Below are 22,005 nucleotides of genomic sequence, written 5' to 3' on the forward strand. Positions count from 1 at the left end.
ACTAAATCTTAGAGTTTCATGAAATATATTTTAGTTCTCGATCATAACGTTTAACAAAGTCATTCAGGATCTAAAATTATCACTCGTTTTTATAACGACCTGTCCATGCTCCATTAGTATCTACAGTATAACCATCTGGAGTCTTTTCATCCTGATACATAGATCCTAATGGTTTCCACGGTTTTGTGTTATCATATTTCCAACCAATAATATTATCTCCGAAATAAGTCGGCCCTCCATTTTCAGGTGTAAGATAATACCATTTACTATCAATTAGTTGCCAACCGGTTAACATAGAAGTACTTCTAGTGCTAAGATAATACCATTTTTGATCTTTTGTCTCATAATGCCAGCCACATTTTGCAGACCCAAAATTATCTCCTAGCTCTCTTTCCAACATATACCAAGTTGAGTTATTTTTATCAAAGAACCAATCAAAGTCTAATTTGCTCTTTTCATTAACGTGATACCAATTTTTTCCATTCCCAACCCACTTATCCTTTACTGGATTGCCATCTTTATCTCTGTAATCCACATCATAAGGATTATCTGGATTAATTATAAAAGAGCCACCATCGTCTGGTGCAATAGGTTTACTTTGACTATTATTATTCTCTGGTTCTGTTGGCTTTTCAACTGTTGGAGACTTTCCTGAACCTCCACTTGACGAACCGCTATCGGATGATCCTCCATTGTCTCCTCCTGGATTGCTTGGCGTTTCCGGCATGCTGGGAGTATCCGGTTTGTTTGGTACTTCTGGTTCACTCGGTTTTTCTGGCTCAGTTTTACTATCCATAACAGTAAGAATAACTTTCTTTACATCAGTCGTTCTTTCGGAATTTTCAAAAATTGCTCCAAGTAAATAATTACCTGGTTCCAATCCTAATGAACTGATATAAGAACCATTTACATTAATCTCATTATTATTTACATTAAATGCTAGCTCGTTTTCCATAGGTACTCTAAGCTCATTAATTTCTACGAAAGATCCCATAATGCTTAAAGCTTGACTTGGCGTAGATACAACAGGCTCATCGGCCTTGTTCTTATCTGTAATTCTTGCGGCTTCACTTGGTGTACTGGTATCAATTTCGCTTCTCATTAATTTAGCTTCGAGTTTTAAATTGTTAATATTGGAATTGCTGAATGGTTTAATTTCACCATTTTGAAGAATCAACTTGTCATCTAATACTAATGCTAAAACTCCAGATGTCTCTAAATCTCCGTATCCAGGATCATATTTCATTGTAAATGAATCGCCTTTAAATACAATACGTGATTGTAACAAGTAAGGTGCAGCTCTATCCGCAGCTTCGTTATAAACTAATAATTGTAAATTATTAATAGTAGTAATTGCAGGATCATCAAATGTAGGGAGTATTCTATACTTACCAGGATCCAATTTCTGTAGATAATCATTGCTAATTACTAATGCTGCATCTTCTAACTCATAATATTCTTCAGGTACAATTTCACTTCCTATTTTTAACTTTGTTACTTTTGATGCACCATTTAAAGATACTGGGATTATAACATAGTCAGGATAATCTTTGTAGAATTCATATTTTATAGTATCTAATGCTTCTGGTGGTTTTGTAGGATCTACAACCGGAACCGTAGAACTCATAACAAAAATGCTTGCTCCTGATTTAAAGGTACCGTTATTGAATAAAACACTTACGGAATGTGTACCATTGTACAAGGACTTAAGATAATCGGCTTTTAAAGTTAATGAATCTATTTCGTCAAAGTTATAATTGCTTGTGGATATGGCGTTGTTGTCAACTAATACTTTTGATATTCCTGTAGCACCCGCTGGTGACTTTCCTAAGTCGACCATAAAGGATATATCTTTAGGATCATCCGCATCATATAGTTTAGAATCTGCCTCTAATGTAGGAAGTTTTCCTTTAGTAAGTTCCTCTATCTCTTCATCGGTTAAAGTCTTATAAGCTACAGAATTATTTTTACACCATGTCTCAACAGAAGAATCTGCTTCACAATAAATCATTGCTGTTGATGGTAAATCTGCTTTCAAAGATGTAGAGTCCATACCTGATAATATGTATAGCCTGCTTAGAGAATTTGCTCCTGATATCATAGTAGTATTAAATTTAGTTTTTGCTGAATATACTAATGAATTCAAATTACTTCCCGAAAATGCAGAAGACCCAACTGTTGTTTCTCCTTCTATCATTACATTTGGATCCACAAATGTAACATTTGATAATCCATTAGAGCTTATAGATTTTATATCAGAGAATTTTAAGTTAACAGAGCCAGTTCCATAAAAAGAGTTTGATCCAATATTCGATATCGTATATCCAGTTAAATCTAAAATCAAATTAGGACATGAATAAAAATTTTTATTTTTTATTGAACTAATATCTAATTCAGACGGAAAAACTATAGAATTAAGATTTATTGCATTTTCTATAGTAGGTACGGATTCGGCCGAACTTAAATTTAGACTTTCTACGGCTATGTTCTTCATTGATACTATGTTGGAAATCAACTCTATACCATTTAACTCTACAGCAGGAGCTGCTATCGAATTTATAGTAGTTTTTCCATGTAAATTTATTATAAATCCCGGCTTAGTACTAGAAATACTACCATTTATGACATCGTTAAAAGTAATATTTTTTAAAGTTGAAAGTATAGTACTAATAGAAATATCTTCACCTTTGTTTATTGTTAAACTCTCAACCGATTCTTGTTGTGGTTCTAAAAATATATTCGGATCTGCTGATACTTTATTAGATTCATAGGTAACACTCCAATTCTTTTCAGTCATTTTATAAATAGAATTTTCAACAAGTCTTGGTGTTGTCGTTCCTGATTTAGACCAACCTAACATCGCAGCTATTTTAGTTGAATTAGCAGAAGTGACATTTTTACCTATATAAATATTACATAGTTTTTCATTTCCTTCAAACGTATAAGAGTTAGTTGTAGGCGAATAGGCCCGACCATCAGATACATAGCTTAAATCATCCAAGATATATAGATTAGAGAGATTTTTAGAATTATAAAATACTCCACCTCCTACAGTATGATTATTAACACTAGATACAGTATTTTCTATATTAAATTTACCTTTAAATATTAATTTGTTCATATTCACTAAATTGGCAAATCTTGGACCCTCTATACTTTTCGAGGCTGTGGAACTATTGTACATTATGAGAGTTTTAATTCTTTCTTTATCAGTTATCCAACTTGAATATGATTCTGCAAATGTATTTACTTTAGAATAGTCGCTAGGAACATTGACATCATACATATTGGTGGTCATATTCATAACTGCAGTTCCATCACTAAAGTATAATAATTCATTCGTATTATACTTATCAATTTTTAATATTGTACTTCCAGTCTCTGGGAAGTCAATTTCTCCTATAGATACCTGCATTTCTGAAGTTACCATATCGCCAATTTCTGCTGCATATACAGTAATCGGCCCATAGTCTAATTGATTTGTTATACTCTTTATAGCATCAGGATAATTTATACAGTTAAAACCAATTAAGCAAAAAGTAGCAAACAAAGTGTTAAACAAATACTTTTTTCTTTTCATTTATTCCTCCTAAAAAAGATATTTTAAACATCTTCTCTAGTATGAAAGAAGCTATTTTTAAATAAATCAAAATGTATAGTATAAGTACATTAAAAAAAGAGGATTTTTCCTCTTTTTGATGCTTTTCCTTGTTACTGCTTCTAATGCTGATTCATGAGCCGGTATGGCACTTCCGATAATATGTATAATTTAAATATCAGAAAATAAGTCACTTAAACTGTCCATATGTTTTTGTATTGAATCTATGGATTTTTTTAAATCAGTATGCCACCGCATTTTTTCATATGATTTAAATCCATTCTTGTTGCACCAATGCTTTTTATATTGTCTTTTATATTGCTCCTCCTTATTTATTTTGCGCCACCTACATCCTAAACACTTCATGCAATCAAATGATAGGACTCACGACAGCATGAAATCAACCTGCAAAGGTCTCCAACATAAAAATCCTCATTTGAATATAGCTCATACTCTTTATCTTTAGATGGTATAAGTTTTAATTTGTATCCATCCTGCGGCATACGTAAATAATCTTCAACAAATTTATATTCAACCCAGGTATAGTCTTCGTCTGTTTCCATATTACTGGTCGTCTTAAATCTAAGAGAAAAACTACCAAAAGAATTTCTCTCTACTTTAATAAGCATCCTAAGACTATCAATCCCATATTTTTCTAATGTATGGCAAAGATCCTCAGAGTTTATATGTTCATCTTTATTTTTAAATTTTTCAACAAGTTCTTGTGGAGTAAATGCCAGGAAATCGTCCATAAAAATTTTCTCTCTATTCCAGGTAAAAAACTTTTTATTATCATCTTCGTACCGTACAGTTCTTAAATATTCTTTGTTTTTATTGTTATTATTTAACCAGAAACTTACCAAACCATTTGTCTTCTTTATTTCGTCCTTAAAAAGATCATTGTAAAAAACTCTTAATATCTCTCCATTTGACAACTTAAATTCATAATTCATTCTAATTCCTCCATTTTAATTAAAAACTCCACTTATCATATCTTTGTTAGTATGATAGTATTTTTATATTTATAAATTATTTTAGTTGGTCTTTGTAATACTAAATAATAAAAAAAGCCCATGATAGGCTTTTTAACTTGCAGATAAAAATCTTATGAGTTCAATGGCTTTATTTAAAATCGAAACCTGTTGAGCCATCCTTATTCAGAACAATACTTGCAGAAAATCTTTTTCCTGCTTTTGATACAAATCCTGCTATCTTCTTTGTTTTTTTATCACGAATCAACTCTTTTAAGTCAGATTCTTTCATCTCCTTTCCTGCAATTTTATAGCTGAAGCTAAATCCACAATTGTTTTCGCATTTCCAAGCCCATTTATCGGCCATAATGTTCTTTCCACAACAGGGACACTTATAGCTAGCTTTTGTCTCTTTTGGCTCTGCTTTTTCAAAATCAAATTCCACTTTTCCTTCATTTAATTTTAACTTTGCACTAAACTTCTTACCTGTTTTAGACTTAAATCCTGAGATTTCTTTTGTCACACCTTTTGTCATCAATTCTCTAACAACAGAATCGGTTATCTTTTTGGAGGCAAATTCAGCAGCAATTGTAAAAGAACAATCTCCTTCTTTTTTATTAGAACAATACCACCCATATTTGCCTTTATTTAATTGATGTCCACAAATCGGACAGTTAAATTCCGTAGCTTGAGAGCCGGCCCAGCCTGACTTCTTAATCTTGGTAGATTCAATTTCTCTTGTCATTTCCTTTACATATTGAATCATGTCTTTTTCTACCGCTTCAAATGATTCACTTCCCTCTTTAATCTGCTGCATCCTGGTCTCCCACTCTGCGGTTAACTCTGGTTTACAGATAGAAAAGTCATCGATGTTCTCTATATACTTTTTCCCAGTATCCGTAATATAGAGACCCTTTACTTTTCCTCTTCTCTCTTCCATGTATCCGCTGCTAATGAGATCTGAGATGATTTTGGCTCTGGATGACGGCATTCCAATTCCTTTTACATCTTTCATTACATTTTTGAGCTTTTTATCCTCAATATATTTTGCGATATTTTCCATAGCCGCAATTAAAGTAGCCTGTGTTAACCTTGCTGGAGGAGTGGTCGTTTTTTCTGCCGCCATAAAATTCTTAACGGTTAGAATATCTTTCTCTTTTAATTTTGGAAGTTCTGTATCCGTTGATTTTTTGTCATAAATCGAGGTCCAGCCTCTACTTAGCACTACTTTTCCATTTGTTTTAAATTCATTTCCATCAATATCAACAAGCAGAACAGTTTTCTCCTCTTCTAGCTGCGGTAGGAATAATGCCAATAACCGCTTATAAATCAGAGTTAATATGTTTTGCTCATCCTTTGACAGTTTTGAAACATCCGGAAGCTTGCCTGTAGGAAGCAACGCATCATGGGAAGCTTTTTTTACTTCTGCATCATTTACTACACGTTTATCTTTTTTCACCTTATCAATATCTATTTTCTTTATTCCATCTGCAATTACAGTTAATTCCGGAATAGCAGCTACTGCTTTTAAGAGTGAAGGAAATTCTTTTGCTTTTTCTTCTGAAATATAGCGTCCATCAGTACGAGGATAGGAAACCAACTTATGCGTTTCATATAGAGACTGAACCAGATTTAGAGTTTTCGTTGGGTCATATCCATATTGTTTTCCTGCTTCTACTTGGATATCGGAGAGTTTATATAATTGAGGAGCATTTGTTTTAACTATCTTTTTTTCGATAAATTTAACTGTTCCATTCTTAGATAGGGTTTTACTAAAGTTTAAAGCGTCTTCTTCTGTCTTAAATCTTATATTTCCCTCTGCATTTATATAAGTTCCGTTAAAACCTTCAACATAAGAAGCCTGTAGTTCATAGTCTGTATGAGGAACAAATTCATCAATTTCTTTAGAATTATCGTAGACCAGTTTTAGAGTTGGTACTTTTACTCTTCCTACACGCATTGTAAATCCTGCTTTTACCGAGAAGCCAACAGAAAAATTCATTCCGATTAACCAATCCATATGGGATCTGATTTTAAATGCCTCTGTCATGTGAACGTCCCTGGGATTGGTATGATAATCAGTTAAACTTCGCAAAGAATCCAACAATGCTTTTTCTGTCAAATCATTCTCATAAAACCGTAAAGCCTCCATTTTAGTAAGAGATAAGTAATTCTCTAACAGATAATAGATTCCATTTCCTTCAACGTCAGAGTCAGTACCTACAATAATTCCATCATATTCTGTCTCTTTTAGTTTGTTCTTAATATCTCTAACAATGTTCTTTTTGTCAGTAATAACATCTATTTTAAATGGACTTGGGATCATTGGTAAATTTATATCATCCCATTTAATATCCCATATATCATATTCATTTGGTAATAACAATCGACATACATGACCCGATAAGGCTATAAAATCAATAGTTCCAACTTTTCCCTCTATTTCTGACTTGTGTTTTTTATATGCTTTTTCAACCTCTCTCATTAGAGACGGTTTCTCAGCTATAAATAAATATTTTTTCATTTACCTGTCCTTTCATTTTCTTCATTCGGATCATATAGTTTTAAATTATCCCTAAGTAATTTATTAATGTATCGTTGTGATTCTTTTTCTGCCGTTGTCTCTGGAGGATTATTTGTTTCTAATATCCAAACCAAAAAAGGAATATTTGCATTAATCTCATTTCCCATCTTCTCATTTAATTCTTCTGGACTAGGCCACCAATCATCACACTCATATGTATTTTTTTTCAGACGATCTACCAGTTCATCAAATTCATCAAATGTCATTCGTTTCATATCTCATTCCCTTTCTTTTTCATCGATCTCTGATATTTTCTTATCAAAAATTAGTAATAATTCTTTAGTAATGTATGGCTTTAATAATTGATAGTCTTGTTTATCGATTATTTTAATATATTGATCCTTTGTATAATGTGACCAATAACTTTCACTATTAATATCAATATCATCATAATCGATATCATCCATTCTCGATCTTTTGAATATTATTCTTTGAATATCATGTGACAATTCTATATTATTTGATAATGTCAATGCAGAAGGAAATGATTTTATAATTTCTATCATATCTCTTTTCACATAATTAGGATAAGTAACCATTATATTTAGCATTTTTTTGTTTATCAATTTTATGTTTATATATTTATATAACATAACAAATACCATAACATCAACTTGCGTTTTGCAACCAACAGATTCAAATTCTTGTTTAGTTATTGGCATAGTCTGAAGCAAATTAGTTTTACGTATAAGAATATAGCATTGATAAGCTATAAATACTAATAACCAAACCATTGCATTATAGCAACCCAAATTAAACGACATCACACTTTCTTTATATAAATTGCTAAGACAATCCATTAAAAAAATAAAGAAAGATATAACACTAAAACCTATATCTATTATAATTAGAGTAGCAAATAAAAATAAACAAAAGCTCTCTATAGCTTCTCTGTGTGATTTCCATAATGTTTGTAAAAATCCGTTTTTTTTACTAAAAATAAAATCATTCATTTCCGTCTCCTTATTCATTAATAATCATTTAAATGTTTTATAAGTGTAATCACAAATGATACATAAATCATCTCTGTCATTAAGCCTCCAAATAAAACGATAAATAATTTTCCTATTTCTTGAGTTAATATAAATTTATTAGCAAAATGTAATGTGATATAAAATATGCCAAATCCAAAACAGAAATATATAACATATAAAAACATTGCAGATAAAAAACACAGAAATATCTCTATAAAGTCATTAATAAAATCAACCATTCAGCCTCTCCTCCTATCTCCCATCTCTCATCCGTCATTATATTATATTCGAATATCCTATAACTTTATAATCTGGATTCCGATCAGGTTGTTTCGGATAGTCTTTATATTCAACGATAACCTTAATTGAATCACCGATATTAAGTTTGTTATAAAGAATCGATGGAATTTGGATTCTATGTAATTCATTGCTTATATCTAATGAAACTTTCATATAATAAGTCACAATACATTTGAAACACGAATATTTTAAATCTATTACAGTCCCAAATACATCAATCTCTTTTGTTTCATAATCATCACATCCATTAGGGCATGGTTTTGTCTGACTTATATAATGTTCATATGTCTTACCACAAATTGGACATTTAGTTTCTATAGTTTCACTCTCCAGACCTATCTTTTGTAAAAAATGTTTTCTCATATATATATCCTTTCTACTCTTAATCCTATCTTCCATCCGTCATTTTCAGTTCTTCATTAATTTGTTGTTTCACTGTTATCAGTCGGCTGATTGCGCTATATTGCATTTTCACAGCTTCGGCAATATTACTAATTGCGTCTTTTCTATCAATCGCATCTTCAATATCTTCTTTTTTCATCTCTTTTGACCGCTTTGCCTGCCTTACTTTTATTTTAGCTATTGAGTTTAAATAAGCCAAATAAGAGAAAGCGTTTCCGGTCTTTGTTATTAGTTCCTGGACCACGATCATATCATTGATTGAAATTGTTTCTTCGTTAAATGGAATTATAAAATTATATTCCGACCATAAAATCTCTGTTAAATCCATTGGGCTTAGCATAAACAATGTCTCAGTATTGTAATCGGATAATTTCTTTTTAATAACCGCCATAATTTTTCCTTTCTTATAAGTTCTTCATTAAATCATAATGTCAGACCCTACCCACTTTATTAGGTATTAATGGTTGATAACCTTATTGCTATGTTCTTTAAAATGTTTGTTTTCCTATACTAATATTATGATGAAAAATCAGCATTTTGTTAACCTGAAATAAAAAAGAGTGCTCCAGCACCCTTCATAATAACCAATATTTTTTCATGAGCAAATTAAATACATATCTTCTCTTTAAATAACTTAATTGGGTTGTTATCCACAAACTTCTGTATTATTATATTCCTTTTCATGAAACCCTTTTTCATCCAAAATCAGCCACCGTAGACTACCTCCAGAGTCAACACTATTTTCCAAAAAGAAAACTCTTTTTTCAGAATTCATTGGAAGCCTTCCCGGATTTCTATGACCAAATACTTCATAATAATTATCTGGTGTTGTATCCGCAAAAGTCCTGGCAATACACGGCAAATCTATATATAACCCAACGCCATGAATCATCTGATATCCTGAGATATAATCTAGATACTCCGGAATTGTTGCTAGGCCACCGTGGGTATTTAATACCATTTTTTCGTGATACTGATACAAATAACACTCTCTTAATGTTTGATAAAGTTTTCTGACTTTCTTTTTATTAAATCCTTTGATTTGAGGTAGTGTAGATTTTTCAAACTCATCCGAATAGTCTTCAGTTCCGCTACTCCAATTCCATATCCACCTCTCATGGTTTCCTTCACATAAAACAACATTAGGATTATTTTTTATTGATAGCAGAAATTCCATGACTTTATCATTTCTGGGTCCTTTATCCGTATAGTCACCTAAGAATATATAAAATTCGTCTTCTCTAAGATTTCCGTTTTCAACCAATGCTTTTTTCAATACATTATAACAGCCATGTATATCTCCAATATGATGAATCTTTTTATAATTTGATAGATCAACAGACTTTTCATATATCTTATCTAATTCATCTGGCCTAATAGTAACAATCTTTTCCGGAAGTTTCTCTGACTTGAATTCAAGATATGCATTTTCTACAACACTATCTGGAACACGCTTTCTGGATGTTCTATGTATATTTCGGGTTTTTGCAACTGCAACTGGTACAGTAGTGAAGTCAATTATATACATTTTATAACGATATTTTATTGCTAATTCTTGATATGTCGAAATATGCTCTCTTTTACTATTAACACAATCAATAACCGTAAATTCTCCATTTTTCATTCTTTCTTCCAAAATCTTAAATAATGTCTCATAAGCTTGAGTGTTTGCTCTTTGTCCAATTGATTCTTTCCCATATATTGTTTGTATTGGACTTTGGTATAACATTCTAATATTGTCAAAAGACAGTGTATATGGTACCAATTTTTTTTCTTTAATCCATGTTGTCTTACCAGCACCAGGAGCTCCACGCAATACTAATAATTTTCTCATACGCCTTCCTCCATTCTGAAACCTTCAAGTATTAACTTAAACGAATAATTCATTTTAACTAGCAACAGATTCTTTATATTAAACTTATTAGTTTTCATTTCTTTCCTCCATATTTCATTTTCTGTTTTTAATATGGAGCTAAAAATACCAAAACAAAAAAAGAGATGACTATCATCTCCTTTTAACTTTAATTAAACACTTTGAATCCTTTCCAATACTGGAACAGAACTTTAGCTATAATTTTATCTTCATTAACAAAATGATTTTTCCAATACCTAGAATCAAAAGAATTATTTCGATTGTCTCCCATACAGAAATATGATTTTTCCGGTACCTCAAATTTCATATACTCAGTCACAACCATATCCTCATTTAGATAATCTTCATAAATTGGATGCCCATTAACATAAATATGTCCAATATTTGAATCAGAAGAATCTTTTCCTAAATTCAGTTCTGATTCTGAATCTGGGATAATTTCAATGATATCTCCGGGAACACCAATAATTCGTTTTACATAGTAAACAGATTCATCATCAGGATATTTAAAAATCACAATATCCTTTCGCGCCGGTAAGGTACCAAACTTATATGCTAACCGATTCCCAATCAACCGGCTTCCTGTCATTATGGTTGTTTCCATAGATCCAGTTGGAACCACAGCATTTGCTATGAAAAAATAATTAATTATAAATGCAAGGAGAAGCGCTGGAATAATTGATACTAGAAAATCTATAAATTCTTGAGTCATTGACTTCTTCATTAGTCTACCATTACCTTTCTTATCTTATCGACTAAACCTGTATATCGTTTATTAACTATAATAGTATGTATGGAATCACTCAGAGCAGAGTTCGTGTAAACAATTAATACTCTGTTTTTAGCTCTAGTAACAGCAGTAAATAATAAATTCCGGTTCAACATATTTTTATTAGTATCAGGAAGCATAATAATAATATCTTCAAACTCGCTTCCTTGACTTTTATGCATAGTAATCGCATAGGCCAACGTTATATCCTTTAAAGCATCTCCTGTAATTTTCTTTATATCTGTTCCAACTTCAACCTCAATTCCATTCTTTAAAATATCTGTTACATACCCGATATCTCCATTATAGTAATCTTTTTTATAATTATTTTCATGAAAAATCACTTTATCGCCTATCCTATAAGATGTTTTTCCAAAGTAAAATACTGATGATGATTCTGATAACTCATTTCTGATTTCTTTAGCTATAATAGTATTGATCTGTGAGATTCCACACTCTCCACTTTTCACTGGAGATAAAATTTGGATCTTTTTCAAATCTTCTTTTTTAAACCATTCAATAAATTTATTGACGATAGTGTTTACCGCCTCTTTTTCACTTTCCGCTTCTACAATTTCAAATTTTTTATTTTTAGTAAAGTCCATTCTGCCCGATAAAATCTTATATGCATTATCAATAATTGTATTATCGCCTTTCTGGCGATATACTTTTGTTAACTGATATAGCTCGAACCTTCCACTTTTTATTAAATCATGTAAAACATTACCTGGAGATACACTTTGCAACTGATCCTTATCTCCAATAAGCAACACGATTGTATCCGTCTTAATCGCTTGGAGGAGTAAATAGAATAACTCAGTATCAACCATAGACATCTCATCAATAACTATCATATCTGCATCAATTGGATTGTCTTTGTTTCTATATGTTCCCGACTCCTCATTATCTATTTCAAATGGTTTAAAATCAAGTAACTTATGAATAGTTTTTGCCTCAATCATGGTGATGTCCCACATTCGTTGCGCTGCTCTTCCTGTCGGTGCAGCGAGGGCAATTTTTTTATCTGGGAAAAGTTCCATATAAGACGTTATTAAGCCATTTATCGTCGTAGTTTTTCCAACACCGGGTCCACCAGTAATGATCTTGATACCTGTTGTTTTAATGGCTTGAAAGGAAGCCTTTTGCTCAGCAGAATATGACATTTTAAATTCTAATTCTCTTTTAACAATCATTTCCGTTAACTGAATATCTGATATAAAAGCTTTTTTATTTTTATTTAGTCGGCTTAAGTCCTTTGCGATTGACCATTCTGCTTCATAAAAATCCGTCCTGTAAATCCTTACTCCATTGGTCGCTATTTCAGTTTTTATTCCATTTATTTTACCAAGGATTGTTCCAATATAGGCAAATGGAATCATCGTCTCAGGATAAGAAGACTTTTTTATTACCTTGTCAATCTGTTTTTTTAACATAGATTGAATAATATATGTTGAACCTTGCTGCTTTAATAAAGAGTTCAGTGCTTCGTAAATGATTGCTGTTACTCTTTCTTTACTTAATGGATCAAACTTACGATACTTACCGATCTTGTCCATTGAGCAAAAATCCATGCCTATTGAATAGCCAATTCTATAAGGATGTGCTTTTAACCTACGTAATGCTGTCGTTCCATACTTTTTTACAAGCTTATCACATAAACTAATACTACAGCCAAAATGAGAGACAAAGTCAACGACAGAGTAAGATTCAGTGATACTTGCAAGCGATTCATGAATCCTTATTATCTTCCATTCATCGACTTTTATATAATCTATTAAGTTATCAAGGCTTTTTGAATTGCTTATAAACTTTAAGATGTCTGGTCCAGAAACCTCAATAATTTTTTTTGTAAGGTTGCTACCCACCTTGAATTCTTCATTTTCCTCTTTTAATTCTTTGATTACTCTCTTTATTAGTTTTTTACTTAGTTCTTCAGTGGCTGTATAAGGCTTTGCTGTTTCTATGTAAAAGCAAGTTCCGTCTTCATTCCATTCTCCATCAATAATCAATTGAAGATCAATTGGCCAATTGGGAACAATTCCTTCACATACCACCTCACCATTACGATTTCTCCTTACGTCTATTTCATCTGTTTCTACTCCAAATATGGTGTTACCTGTATAATTATCTCTTCTGTAGATATTCTTTAATACACACTCAAAATGATTCACCATAACTTCACCTCCAAGTATAGTATCTGTTTTTTGAGAACTTTAGACGAAAAAATTATAAATTTGTTTTCATAAAATAAATGACATATTAAAAATAAATCATGAAAGAAGGAGGACATTAAAGTCAATCTGGTTTTATGGATATGACTTGACAAAGAAAATGAACGAAGAAATTTACAATGATATGATTAAAAATAACATTTTAGGTTATGAGGAAAACAGTCGATTAGCAATAATGGCAAAAGGCGGTAGTAAAGAAGCCTTGGATAAATTAATTTCACACAATTATAAACTTATCCTTAAATTGGCGAAAAAATATAAATCAGACATATACTCCGAGGAAGATCTGTTTCAAGATGGTATTATCGGAATGATCAGAGCTCTTGAAAACTATGATGAAACTAAATCATCATTCACAACACATGCTTTTAACTGGATCCGGGCTGAAATGCTCGCAAATATAACAAAAAATACTACTGATTTTCATTATGATTTTTCATTTTATTATAAATTAAAGAAATATAAAAAATTAGCCTCAGATAATGAAAAGGATGAGCTATCTGATGATGAATTGGCCGAAAATAATTTAACTCGAAAGGATGTTGACATCATTAATAAGTATGGGCACAAAGAGTGCTATTCACTCGAATCCTTGTCTGAATGTATAGAAGCATCTATCGATAATAATGATAGAACTCTTAGATCTGATGTATCAGTAGAAAATATAGTAATAAATAACGAATTAAAAAAACATTTAAATGAAGAAATTGAAAATCGATTAAAGCCATTGGAGAAATACATTATACTGAATAATTTTGGAATTAATTGTCATAAAAAGAAGCTTTCCGAGTTAGCAAATGAGCTTAAAGTATCTCGACAATATGTTTCTAAAATCAAGTTAAATGCAATGGGAAAATTAAGAAAAAGCCGTTATTTGCGAGATTTTTTCTCATACATTGAATAACTATCGGTTAAAACGTTACTTACAAGTCTAACCGCTTAGCCTGTTCGGTTCAGCCATTGAAAATGAAATATTAATTTATGATTGGTTGTATCGTAACATTATACTTAGAAATATGACATAAAGGAGTGAATCTATATGTATGATATTGATAAAATCATAGATGAAGCTTCTCCGCTGAGTATTGCTAAATATCTTGGTATCCCAATGAAGAAATCAGGAAATACGATTTTTATAAAATGTCCCGTTCATGAACGGGAAACCGGTTCCATTGATCGACATATCAATAACTGTGTACTTCGCAAAACATTTAAAAAAGCATTTTTCTGCCATAGCTGTCACGGGTCTGGGTCTGGCTTTGATCTAATAGCTGGCTATTTAAATCTCGATATTAAAAAAGATTTTGTTCAAATCTTAAAAATTGCTGCTGAATCTTGTGGTGGAGAGGAATTTTTTATTATTTCAGATTCAAAATATAACTTAATAAAGAGCAAAAAGGAAAACCAGGAAATATTCGGTGTATTAGCAGAGGATCTAAAAAAGTTAGGTCTATTATCTAATATCTTTTCAAAGAATTACAAAGCAAGCTACGATGAATCACAACTTTCTGATTTTTATGATGTTATTAAAGAAAGCAATTTTGATGTATATAACGAAAATCAATTACCAAAGGTTACAGCTCTTGAAATTGAAACATCTAACAAATTATTCAGCTCTTTAAACCGGGAAGTCTATTATGATATAATTAAGGAAAAAGCAAAAGAAAAAATGGAACTATATAGAGCGCTTTCTGTTAACCAAAGCCTATATAAAAATCAATTACTTTCTATTATTGATGTTAATCAAAGACAAAGTTTGACTGAAGAATTAAAAAATGAATTTCGTAAACGTTATCTTCGCATAGAGAATATATATTGTAAAGTGGCTTCTAAAGAAGAAATCAAAAGTATTGATAATAGTTGGTTGTATGATATACACATTGAAGAATTAGAAAACAAAAAGCCTGGTAGTTTATTTTAAACACCGGCTTTTTTTATTTTGGTTTTTGTTTGTTAATTATCTTCATTCGGTTTATTATTTAAATATGTAGGTAAGCTCAATATTTTCTGTACAAGCCCATATTCTTCATTATCTTCAAGAGTTGTTTCTTCATCTACATCTATAATAATTAACTTGCCATCTGGATTTTGTTTTGTTGATAGTATATATTCTAATGCTGCTCCATTCTTAAAAATTATAAAAACCGCACTCTTGCCAGATACATTAATTAATTTTGCCTCAATATTCTTTGTTTTATTTAAACGATCTACTAAAGATTCATTGTTAAGATAGGTATTCACAATGTCTGTAAATGGTGTATCTTTAGGAACTTTAAATTCACCAGAGTCAAAATATAAGGGTATTTGAGATTTTATATCCTGTATGAGCCGAATAACAAGATCATATTTCTTTAATATTTTATTCTCTTTATCATATATTATTTTTTTACTATCCTTTTCTATATGGATTGCAGTAAACGGACCTGTCTCTGGATTGGAAAAATTTAACACTAATTCCTTATTTTCATTTACTAACAAATCTAAAACAATTAACTCACTTATAAATGCTGTTTTAAAAAAATCATATATCTGAATTAATTTATCATTACATGGTTCATACAACAGTTTCTCTAATTCATTGTCTATTTTGCTTTGTTTTTCTAAAATATTTAAGATTTCATTCTCTGATATACTTTTATTATTTAATTTATATTTCTCACCATCATTTAAAACAACATATTTTTCCTTATCAAAACAATCGAGATAAATTAATTTATATCCATTGTCTGACTCTTCATAAGAATAAATAATATTTTTATCATTTAATTGATCTAATAAAGTCTTTTTCTTTTCTTCTCCCTTTTTGTTAAATAGTTTCTCTAAAATAGTCATAGCCTTCTCCTCTCCTTGACACTATTATGCAAGAACTACATTTATTGCATTCACTTTTATTTATCATATAAATCACCTTTATCTTGTGATTTTATTTTACATTATTATTAATGACAACGAAATATGGAGAAGTAAAAGAAAGGAGTCATAGGCTAATAAATGTTAATCGATATTGAGAAAATTGAACAGATAACCCAAAATAGAACAATCAATGATATGCAGTTAAGATTGTTCAACAAAAAATTTAATATTGTAAAAGAAAATGATTTAACTGAAATTAGAACTATGTTTAAAGAAATTGATACCTTACTTTGGAAAACTAATTCATGGGATTCCAATTTTATTACTGAAAATCACAAAAAGTTAGCTATGGTAATCGATAAGCTATATGCTCTAATTTCGATCTTGTTAAGATATGATTTTCACGCCAAATATCTTACAGAAAAGTTTTCAGTTTGCGTGTCTTTCTATTCTTTCATTCAAAAAAAAGCGGTCTCGTAGCCGCTTTTTATTTTGTCGTTATTCTTATTTTAAATCTATCGTTTTCCCATTTTCCTATTATATTGTAATTAAAGCGTTCTCCTTTGATTTTCATTTCAACATTTTTGTTCGTAAATGCCGTCTCACAGTCTTTATCTATACCATAATCTCTAATTATAACGGCAACAAAGTCAACGTATTCTCCATTGTGTATATTATTAATTTCTTTTTTGGGAAGAATATGAACTGTTGTTGTATGGTCAATATAAAGCATATTATGACCAATACCCACTTTTTTAATATTCTCTGGTCGGATTTGCTCTCTCTTTATATCAGATTTTATTTTCCTGCCAACTCCAATAATCGATAACGCTGTAACAAAGTTTCCATTTTCCCATGATCCTCTAATAAAAATCGCATATTCCTCTGATTTAATAGAAACCGTAGTTTTACCTCCTGGAGAGACAGCAGCTATATGTGATTCACCATTTGATTCAAAACAAGCACAAATATCTGTAACCAAAGAGTTTCCGGATTCAGGAATATCTAATGGGAATACTATTAGTTCTGCCTCCTCAGCCCTCAGAAATTCTTCATTATCATTAAATATATTAATATTAATCATATATTTATCAAAAAGGAATTCTTTTCTGTCGCGTTCAAAATCAGAATCTGTTTGTATCTGATATGCTTCGTTACTAACATTTCGATCTAAGTTGAGTTCAATCTTCTTATTCGTTATTGTATCTCTTTTAGACGTATTAACTACTCCCTCAGCAACTGATACGATTTTATTTGCTTCTCTGTGCACATCAATTCTTCCAGACTGCGTCTTTCCAGTAGAAATATCGAAAATTTTTCCATTACATGGATTATCCTTGGATTCCTTCATTATTATTTGCTCTAACTCTGCTTCCTCTCGTCTAGATTTTGCCTCTTTTAATTTTTTAATAATATCTTCCGGATCCAGATCAATTGTTTCAGAACTAAAAATTGGTTCTTTAGCTGTGTCTTCTGGCTCAACTAACTCAGTTCTTTTTGAATCAGATGAAATCGCACCGGCTTTAACACTGTCTTCATGCTCCGGAATAACCGAATTTGCTAATTTATTAAATTTAAACTTTTCTGAGCTATTAAGGGTCTCCTCTTTTGATAATATCTCTTTATTATTGATGTCTTTGTTTAAGAGAGAATTTATCTCTTCTTTCTCTATATCTTGATCCAGTATATCTGTCGCATCAAACTTAAAATCTTCATCTGGCTCATCATCCCAAAACAATGCATCTGTTTCATCTTTACTTAAGTCGAATTCTTTTTCTAAATTAGGTAATTCCACCTCCAACGGAACTCTAATCTCTGGTTTCGCAGTAACTTTTAAAAGATGTGAATTCGTAATCAACTTTTCTGGAATATCACATCTCAAGTTTTTTCGATCAACAAAGATATCTTTAACTGGTTTTTCGATATTTTCTTGTAAATTTTCTTTTACTTCCGATATAGAAGATGATATCTCCGTTTTATTCTTGATATCTAGAGTGGGCTCTTTCTCCTGGAATTCCTTTTCGTGTTTTAAAGAACTCGAATTACCTTGTATAGTTTTTATAGGAATAATATCTGAAACTTCAACTCTATTTTTTTCTAAAATTCTGTCAAAATCACTCTGAAGAATATTCTTGATTGTAGGGATAGAAAACTCACAGATTAAGTCATCTATATATAATTTTAGCGTAACATTATCTTCAGAAACCGTACAATAACAATTATTTCTAAGAAGCAAGGTTGCAGCATTGTTTCTTATCCTGTAAACGGACGTTAAGTTTTTTTTATAATATTGTATTAATAGTTCTTCTTCTCCATCAAATCGAAGGTTATTTAATGATTCATCACGTTCACCTTCTAATTCGTTTTTAACAATTTCCGAATGCTTCAAAATTAATGCTAATTTCTGAACTTTTTCATTTTTACTCACCATTTTTATTTGACCTCCCTTTAGTACTTTTAAATTTTTCTTTCTTCTTCGGCTTCAATAATCCAAGTAGCCAATTTTTGCGTTTTACTGAAACTGTAGACATCTCCTTTTTTATTATCCAAATAATATTCGCCAGGTCCAATAATGCCTTTTTCGCAGTTAAGGTATAAGAGATGGCATCATCATCTAAAACAAGTGGTGTTCCAGAATATATCCTATTTAAAAAAACAGTTTTAGAAATAGCAGGGATTTTCGCAATAACGTTCATTCTATACTTTTTTTCTAATTCATCAGAAGTGAAATACAACTCTTCCATATCCGTACCCTGGTCTTTAAAACTTTTATTATTTTCAATATTTTCATTTAAAATCCAATTAATCTTACTCGTTAAATTTAATTTATTTAAAACACCTAAGTAACGCAGATTATTTCTAACGTTGTTTATGTCCAGATTCAAAATGTAAAAACACTTCGCGGCTTTTTGAAGCAATGGATATGTCGTTATATGAAACATAGATGAGTTCGTATCAATAATAACAACATCATATTCTTTTTTCAAAAGTTCAAGGAGATAAACATAATATTCAGGAGTGATTTTCAAAGAATCGATTTCTTCCGGAGTCAGAGTTGATCCAGCAAGAACGAAAAGATTATCCAACCCTTGGTAGGTCACCATACAGTCCTTGATCAGTTTATTTACTAAAAAAATCGAATTATCATCTCCAACTAAATTTCCCTTGTCAAATATGGCACTAATAGCTTCCATAGCAACTCTCATATTCTTTTTCTTATCTTCTTTTATATTAAGTATTGTCCCAATAGAAAGTGTCTGTAAATCAGCTTCAATAAGTGCCACTTTAGGCCTCTCTCCTTTATCATTCTCAATTCCATATTTTGCAATTGCACAAGCCGTGTTAACTGAAAGAAATGATTTTCCTGTACCTGGTTTTACAGAAGTAAAGACATATACATTATCAATTGTCCCTTGACCAATATTTTTTGCTTGTACTAATCCAGAAATAGGCATATCAATATTATCTACAACTTCAGTATTATTCAATATATTCTTAGCAAGATAAGAAACAGCGTTTTCTGTTTTGGGATTTTTAATTAAATTATCCAATAATTCAAGGTTCAATCCTTTTGTAATACAAATATCATAGATTCCATTTAAAACTAACTTACCAAGTTCATCTATTCTTTCTTGATCTCTCGGGTTTAACTGACCTGCAAGATAGATAAATCGCGTATAGTGAAATTCTCGCTTAAGTACCTGAAGCATTCCAGTTAGACTCTCATCTCCTTTTAAGAGATCTGATACTAATACAATTTGTGGTTTGTATTTCCCAATATCAATATATAAATCTGGTCTTGATTCAGTTATACCAACAACTTCACAGTTATCTATTTGGGAAACACTCTCATCAAGTTCTTTGATTCCAGTCGCCATTAAAATTTTATATACTCTATCATTATTCATAAGTAAAATCCTTCCCTTTATTTTTTTCTTTTACTTTCTAATATTATTATGTTGACTTTTATTAGAATTCCTTATTTTTTATCAGCGATAACCTTATTTCAATAAAACAAAAAAAGATGTCTATCGGACATCTTTTAAATAATTCTATATTTGGGTTCTTCAATACATCTTACGCCTTTACTTGTTTCTAAATATCTATAAGTTTTAAATGTTTTGTTCTTATTTTTTGCTTTTTTCACCCATATGTGAGGTATATTAATCATAAAATTCTTCTTTCTGAATCTCCATCCCATCATACTCCATAACACAATAACAATTATACCTAATAAAAAGTTAATCACGTTCGACCTCCATGCATTCGTTTAATGTATGATGGCATAATTCTTTATCAAATAAATTATCATCTATTTTATGGATTCAGGCTTAACTTCCATATCCTGAAAGGCTAATAAGTTCTCGCTTTAATATTCTGTTGCAGCCTCCTTGATTTTTAAAACTTTTTTTGAATAATTAGTTGATTGGATTCCATTTTTTCCAGTATTATATGCTACCAGCGCCATACTTTCATTATATCCATTCTTTTTAAGATTTTCAGACATCATATATACTCCACAACGTATCGATTGATATGGATCCATAAAGTCTGTGATACCGAGAATATTTCTCAGCCACGAATGATTGCTTGAGTTGATTTGTGCGATTCCATAATCTACCGTTCCATTTTTATTTAAATGCTTTGTATTTGCATTAAAACCAGATTCACAATATAATTTAGAAATAATCAGTTTTTCGTATCCTGAAATCCCATATTCAGCGCACATCTGATATACCCAATTTTGTAAATCCACCGATAAATGAATTTCTTCGCCATTGTCATTTATCGCGTAGTGTGTAACTCCAGTAGATGAGACTTCTTTATTTATTTTCTCCGGATCATTAACAGCAGGTTCCTCTTCAATTTCTTTAAGCTCTTCTTGGGTTAAATCATCTACATAAATGAATCCATCTGAGTCTGCTTCAAAAGTTTTTTCTAAATCATGTACCGTAGCTGAATTTTTACATTGGATTACATCATTGTTCTTCGCTAGAGGTTGATATGTAAACTGGGTTTTACTTGGTTCAAGCTCCGATAAAGTCAGAGTTGTATATCCGATTCTATCGGATTCAGACTCCGTCGGAGACGGATTTGTAAACACTGATTCACCGTGTTCATACTCCGGTAGAACCGGATATGCTAATGCTGGAACTATATTCATTGAGGTAATTATAGTGATTGTTAATCCGTATTTAAGGATTCTTTTATTGAATAAATCTAGATTAATATTTTTCTTCATTCTGTTTTTCTTGATATCAATTAAAATTTATCTTTAAATATTATAATGATATCTTTATCTCCTTTTATTTTTTGCATTAAATAACATCATCATTAAATAGTATGATAGATTTAATCTAAGATGTTACAAAAGGTTACAAATGTGTTTCAAATTTTATATCTAATAAGTCATATTCAATCTAGACTTAAATTTTTTAATATGGTTCTGT

General features: G+C 30.8%; 17 protein-coding genes. 2 read left to right on the forward strand and 15 right to left on the reverse strand.

What is annotated here, in order from left to right; all coding sequences use genetic code 11:
* Positions 1 to 79: 79 nt before the first annotated feature.
* The 11 genes from CRO04_RS16030 to CRO04_RS16080 form a co-directional block, all read right to left on the reverse strand.
* A complete protein-coding gene (locus CRO04_RS16030; protein WP_097005278.1) occupies positions 80 to 3,580 on the reverse strand; it encodes an N-acetylmuramoyl-L-alanine amidase family protein in 3,501 nt (1,166 codons plus the stop codon).
* Positions 3,581 to 3,960: 380 nt separating this feature from the next.
* Positions 3,961 to 4,551, reverse strand: coding sequence for a hypothetical protein (locus CRO04_RS16035; RefSeq protein WP_097005279.1), 591 nt, complete (start codon positions 4,549 to 4,551; stop codon positions 3,961 to 3,963).
* Between the two features lie 169 nt (positions 4,552 to 4,720).
* Positions 4,721 to 7,093, reverse strand: coding sequence for a type IA DNA topoisomerase (locus CRO04_RS16040; protein ID WP_097005280.1), 2,373 nt, complete (start codon positions 7,091 to 7,093; stop codon positions 4,721 to 4,723).
* Positions 7,090 to 7,368, reverse strand: a complete 279-nt coding sequence (locus tag CRO04_RS16045) for a hypothetical protein (RefSeq protein WP_141400997.1) — start codon at positions 7,366 to 7,368, stop codon at positions 7,090 to 7,092. The genes CRO04_RS16040 and CRO04_RS16045 overlap by 4 nt, the downstream gene beginning before the upstream one ends.
* A 3-nt stretch (positions 7,369 to 7,371) precedes the next feature.
* On the reverse strand, positions 7,372 to 8,106 hold the full coding sequence (locus CRO04_RS16050) for a hypothetical protein (RefSeq protein ID WP_097005282.1): 735 nt from the start codon (positions 8,104 to 8,106) through the stop codon (positions 7,372 to 7,374).
* A gap of 17 nt (positions 8,107 to 8,123) precedes the next feature.
* On the reverse strand, positions 8,124 to 8,366 hold the full coding sequence (locus tag CRO04_RS16055) for a hypothetical protein (protein ID WP_097005283.1): 243 nt from the start codon (positions 8,364 to 8,366) through the stop codon (positions 8,124 to 8,126).
* 37 nt (positions 8,367 to 8,403) lie between these two features.
* Complete coding sequence (locus CRO04_RS16060) at positions 8,404 to 8,790, reverse strand: hypothetical protein (RefSeq protein ID WP_097005284.1); 387 nt, start codon at positions 8,788 to 8,790, stop codon at positions 8,404 to 8,406.
* A 25-nt stretch (positions 8,791 to 8,815) separates the two neighbouring features.
* The gene (locus tag CRO04_RS16065) at positions 8,816 to 9,220 is read right to left on the reverse strand and encodes a hypothetical protein (protein WP_097005285.1); all 405 of its coding nucleotides are present in this window, start codon (positions 9,218 to 9,220) and stop codon (positions 8,816 to 8,818) included.
* A 255-nt stretch (positions 9,221 to 9,475) separates the two neighbouring features.
* Entirely contained in the window at positions 9,476 to 10,663 is a 1,188-nt protein-coding gene (locus CRO04_RS16070) for a metallophosphoesterase (RefSeq protein WP_097005286.1), read from the reverse strand.
* 187 nt (positions 10,664 to 10,850) lie between these two features.
* Positions 10,851 to 11,426: a signal peptidase I gene (gene lepB, locus CRO04_RS16075; protein ID WP_097005287.1), complete on the reverse strand. Its 576-nt coding sequence runs from the start codon at positions 11,424 to 11,426 to the stop codon at positions 10,851 to 10,853.
* Positions 11,426 to 13,645 (reverse strand): AAA family ATPase, encoded by a 2,220-nt coding sequence (locus CRO04_RS16080; protein WP_097005288.1) that lies wholly within the window; start codon positions 13,643 to 13,645, stop codon positions 11,426 to 11,428. The genes lepB and CRO04_RS16080 overlap by 1 nt, the downstream gene beginning before the upstream one ends.
* A gap of 145 nt (positions 13,646 to 13,790) precedes the next feature.
* Here CRO04_RS16080 and CRO04_RS16085 point away from each other — a divergent pair, with 145 nt between their 5' ends.
* Together CRO04_RS16085 and CRO04_RS16090 are read left to right on the forward strand one after the other, a co-directional pair.
* Positions 13,791 to 14,606, forward strand: coding sequence for a sigma-70 family RNA polymerase sigma factor (locus CRO04_RS16085; RefSeq protein WP_097005289.1), 816 nt, complete (start codon positions 13,791 to 13,793; stop codon positions 14,604 to 14,606).
* Between the two features lie 135 nt (positions 14,607 to 14,741).
* Positions 14,742 to 15,623, forward strand: a complete 882-nt coding sequence (locus CRO04_RS16090; protein ID WP_097005290.1) for a hypothetical protein — start codon at positions 14,742 to 14,744, stop codon at positions 15,621 to 15,623.
* 32 nt (positions 15,624 to 15,655) lie between these two features.
* Here the strand turns inward: CRO04_RS16090 and CRO04_RS16095 are convergent, their stop codons facing one another.
* From CRO04_RS16095 to CRO04_RS16120, 4 genes are all read right to left on the reverse strand, one after another.
* Positions 15,656 to 16,534 (reverse strand): hypothetical protein, encoded by an 879-nt coding sequence (locus CRO04_RS16095; protein ID WP_097005291.1) that lies wholly within the window; start codon positions 16,532 to 16,534, stop codon positions 15,656 to 15,658.
* Between the two features lie 508 nt (positions 16,535 to 17,042).
* Positions 17,043 to 18,986 carry a hypothetical protein gene (locus CRO04_RS16105; RefSeq protein WP_097005293.1) on the reverse strand — a complete coding sequence of 648 codons (1,944 nt, stop codon included), beginning with the start codon at positions 18,984 to 18,986 and terminating at the stop codon, positions 17,043 to 17,045.
* Positions 18,976 to 20,463 (reverse strand): AAA family ATPase, encoded by a 1,488-nt coding sequence (locus CRO04_RS16110; RefSeq protein ID WP_097005294.1) that lies wholly within the window; start codon positions 20,461 to 20,463, stop codon positions 18,976 to 18,978. Before CRO04_RS16110 ends, CRO04_RS16105 begins: the two co-directional genes overlap by 11 nt.
* A 461-nt stretch (positions 20,464 to 20,924) precedes the next feature.
* On the reverse strand, positions 20,925 to 21,797 hold the full coding sequence (locus CRO04_RS16120; RefSeq protein ID WP_097005296.1) for a transglycosylase SLT domain-containing protein: 873 nt from the start codon (positions 21,795 to 21,797) through the stop codon (positions 20,925 to 20,927).
* Positions 21,798 to 22,005 lie beyond the last annotated feature (208 nt).

Source organism: Lacrimispora amygdalina (assembly GCF_900205965.1).
Taxonomy (GTDB): domain Bacteria; phylum Bacillota; class Clostridia; order Lachnospirales; family Lachnospiraceae; genus Lacrimispora; species Lacrimispora amygdalina_A.

Excerpts from the sequence above, each read along its gene's own strand:
- CRO04_RS16065 (WP_097005285.1), bottom strand. The coding sequence starts at position 9,220 with ATGGCGGTTATTAAAAAGAAATTATCCGATTACAATACTGAGACATTG.
- CRO04_RS16090 (WP_097005290.1), top strand. The coding sequence starts at position 14,742 with ATGTATGATATTGATAAAATCATAGATGAAGCTTCTCCGCTGAGTATT.
- CRO04_RS16095 (WP_097005291.1), bottom strand. The coding sequence starts at position 16,534 with ATGACTATTTTAGAGAAACTATTTAACAAAAAGGGAGAAGAAAAGAAA.
- CRO04_RS16055 (WP_097005283.1), bottom strand. The coding sequence starts at position 8,366 with ATGGTTGATTTTATTAATGACTTTATAGAGATATTTCTGTGTTTTTTA.
- lepB (WP_097005287.1), bottom strand. The coding sequence starts at position 11,426 with ATGAAGAAGTCAATGACTCAAGAATTTATAGATTTTCTAGTATCAATT.
- CRO04_RS16120 (WP_097005296.1), bottom strand. The coding sequence starts at position 21,797 with ATGAAGAAAAATATTAATCTAGATTTATTCAATAAAAGAATCCTTAAA.
- CRO04_RS16035 (WP_097005279.1), bottom strand. The coding sequence starts at position 4,551 with ATGAATTATGAATTTAAGTTGTCAAATGGAGAGATATTAAGAGTTTTT.
- CRO04_RS16060 (WP_097005284.1), bottom strand. The coding sequence starts at position 8,790 with ATGAGAAAACATTTTTTACAAAAGATAGGTCTGGAGAGTGAAACTATA.
- CRO04_RS16080 (WP_097005288.1), bottom strand. The coding sequence starts at position 13,645 with ATGGTGAATCATTTTGAGTGTGTATTAAAGAATATCTACAGAAGAGAT.
- CRO04_RS16105 (WP_097005293.1), bottom strand. The coding sequence starts at position 18,986 with ATGGTGAGTAAAAATGAAAAAGTTCAGAAATTAGCATTAATTTTGAAG.
- CRO04_RS16030 (WP_097005278.1), bottom strand. The coding sequence starts at position 3,580 with ATGAAAAGAAAAAAGTATTTGTTTAACACTTTGTTTGCTACTTTTTGC.
- CRO04_RS16070 (WP_097005286.1), bottom strand. The coding sequence starts at position 10,663 with ATGAGAAAATTATTAGTATTGCGTGGAGCTCCTGGTGCTGGTAAGACA.
- CRO04_RS16110 (WP_097005294.1), bottom strand. The coding sequence starts at position 20,463 with ATGAATAATGATAGAGTATATAAAATTTTAATGGCGACTGGAATCAAA.
- CRO04_RS16045 (WP_141400997.1), bottom strand. The coding sequence starts at position 7,368 with ATGAAACGAATGACATTTGATGAATTTGATGAACTGGTAGATCGTCTG.
- CRO04_RS16050 (WP_097005282.1), bottom strand. The coding sequence starts at position 8,106 with ATGAATGATTTTATTTTTAGTAAAAAAAACGGATTTTTACAAACATTA.
- CRO04_RS16040 (WP_097005280.1), bottom strand. The coding sequence starts at position 7,093 with ATGAAAAAATATTTATTTATAGCTGAGAAACCGTCTCTAATGAGAGAG.